Here is a 1102-nt window from a genome sequence, read left to right on the forward strand (position 1 = left end):
AAAAGTAAAAAGTTGTTGGTGACCCGTACGGGATTCGAACCCGTGTTACCGCCGTGAAAGGGCGGTGTCTTAACCGCTTGACCAACGGGCCATTCTTTGGCTCCACAGGTAGGACTCGAACCTACGACCGATCGGTTAACAGCCGATTGCTCTACCACTGAGCTACTGTGGAATAATATGGGCCTGAGTGGACTCGAACCACCGACCTCACGCTTATCAGGCGTGCGCTCTAACCAGCTGAGCTACAGGCCCACAGTAATGAAAGAGCGGGTGATGAGAATCGAACTCACGACATCAGCTTGGAAGGCTGAGGTTTTACCACTAAACTACACCCGCATATTAAATTCATGGTCGGGAAGACAGGATTTGAACCTGCGACCCCCTGGTCCCAAACCAGGTGCTCTACCAAGCTGAGCCACTTCCCGTTATGGCGCGCCCTGAGAGATTCGAACTCCCGACCTTTTGATTCGTAGTCAAACACTCTATCCAGCTGAGCTAAGGGCGCATATTTATTTGGTGCCGAGGGCCGGACTTGAACCGGCACGGTAGTCACCTACCGCAGGATTTTAAGTCCTGTGTGTCTGCCAATTCCACCACCCCGGCTAGGACTTCATACATATTAAAATATAAGAGCGGAAGACGAGATTCGAACTCGCGACCCCCACCTTGGCAAGGTGGTGTTCTACCACTGAACTACTTCCGCAAAAGTGGCTGGGCTAGCAGGATTCGAACCTACGCATGACGGAATCAAAATCCGTTGCCTTACCGCTTGGCGATAGCCATTGTTAAAAGTGGCGGAGGAAGAGGGATTCGAACCCCCGCGCGGTTTAACCCGCCTGTCGGTTTTCAAGACCGATCCCTTCAGCCGGACTTGGGTATTCCTCCACTTTAGGTAAAAATTAAATTGAGTTGTAATAATAGCGGCGGAGGGAGTCGAACCCACGACCTCACGGGTATGAACCGTACGCTCTAGCCAGCTGAGCTACACCGCCATGATATTTAGATAAATGGTGGAGCCTAGCGGGATCGAACCGCTGACCTCCTGCGTGCAAGGCAGGCGCTCTCCCAGCTGAGCTAAGGCCCCATAAATAAATTAAACATC

General features: G+C 52.1%; 12 tRNA genes. All 12 read right to left on the reverse strand.

Going from position 1 to position 1102, the window contains the following annotated elements:
* Positions 1 to 16: 16 nt before the first annotated feature.
* Positions 17 to 91: transfer RNA gene (locus JCM9140_RS21985), tRNA-Glu, on the reverse strand.
* 6 nt (positions 92 to 97) lie between these two features.
* A tRNA-Asn gene (locus JCM9140_RS21990) sits at positions 98 to 172 on the reverse strand.
* Positions 173 to 178: 6 nt separating this feature from the next.
* Positions 179 to 252: transfer RNA gene (locus JCM9140_RS21995), tRNA-Ile, on the reverse strand.
* 13 nt (positions 253 to 265) lie between these two features.
* Positions 266 to 336, reverse strand: a tRNA-Gly gene (locus JCM9140_RS22000).
* Between the two features lie 12 nt (positions 337 to 348).
* A tRNA-Pro gene (locus JCM9140_RS22005) sits at positions 349 to 425 on the reverse strand.
* A 3-nt stretch (positions 426 to 428) separates the two neighbouring features.
* A tRNA-Arg gene (locus JCM9140_RS22010) sits at positions 429 to 505 on the reverse strand.
* Positions 506 to 514: 9 nt separating this feature from the next.
* Positions 515 to 603: transfer RNA gene (locus tag JCM9140_RS22015), tRNA-Leu, on the reverse strand.
* 28 nt (positions 604 to 631) lie between these two features.
* Positions 632 to 703: transfer RNA gene (locus JCM9140_RS22020), tRNA-Gly, on the reverse strand.
* 5 nt (positions 704 to 708) lie between these two features.
* Positions 709 to 783 (reverse strand) — tRNA-Gln (locus JCM9140_RS22025).
* A 9-nt stretch (positions 784 to 792) separates the two neighbouring features.
* Positions 793 to 885: transfer RNA gene (locus JCM9140_RS22030), tRNA-Ser, on the reverse strand.
* A 33-nt stretch (positions 886 to 918) separates the two neighbouring features.
* Positions 919 to 992: transfer RNA gene (locus JCM9140_RS22035), tRNA-Met, on the reverse strand.
* Between the two features lie 16 nt (positions 993 to 1008).
* A tRNA-Ala gene (locus tag JCM9140_RS22040) sits at positions 1009 to 1084 on the reverse strand.
* Positions 1085 to 1102: the final 18 nt, after the last annotated feature.

Origin of the sequence: Halalkalibacter wakoensis JCM 9140 (assembly GCF_000513095.1) — a bacterium.
Classification (GTDB): domain Bacteria; phylum Bacillota; class Bacilli; order Bacillales; family Bacillaceae_D; genus Halalkalibacter; species Halalkalibacter wakoensis.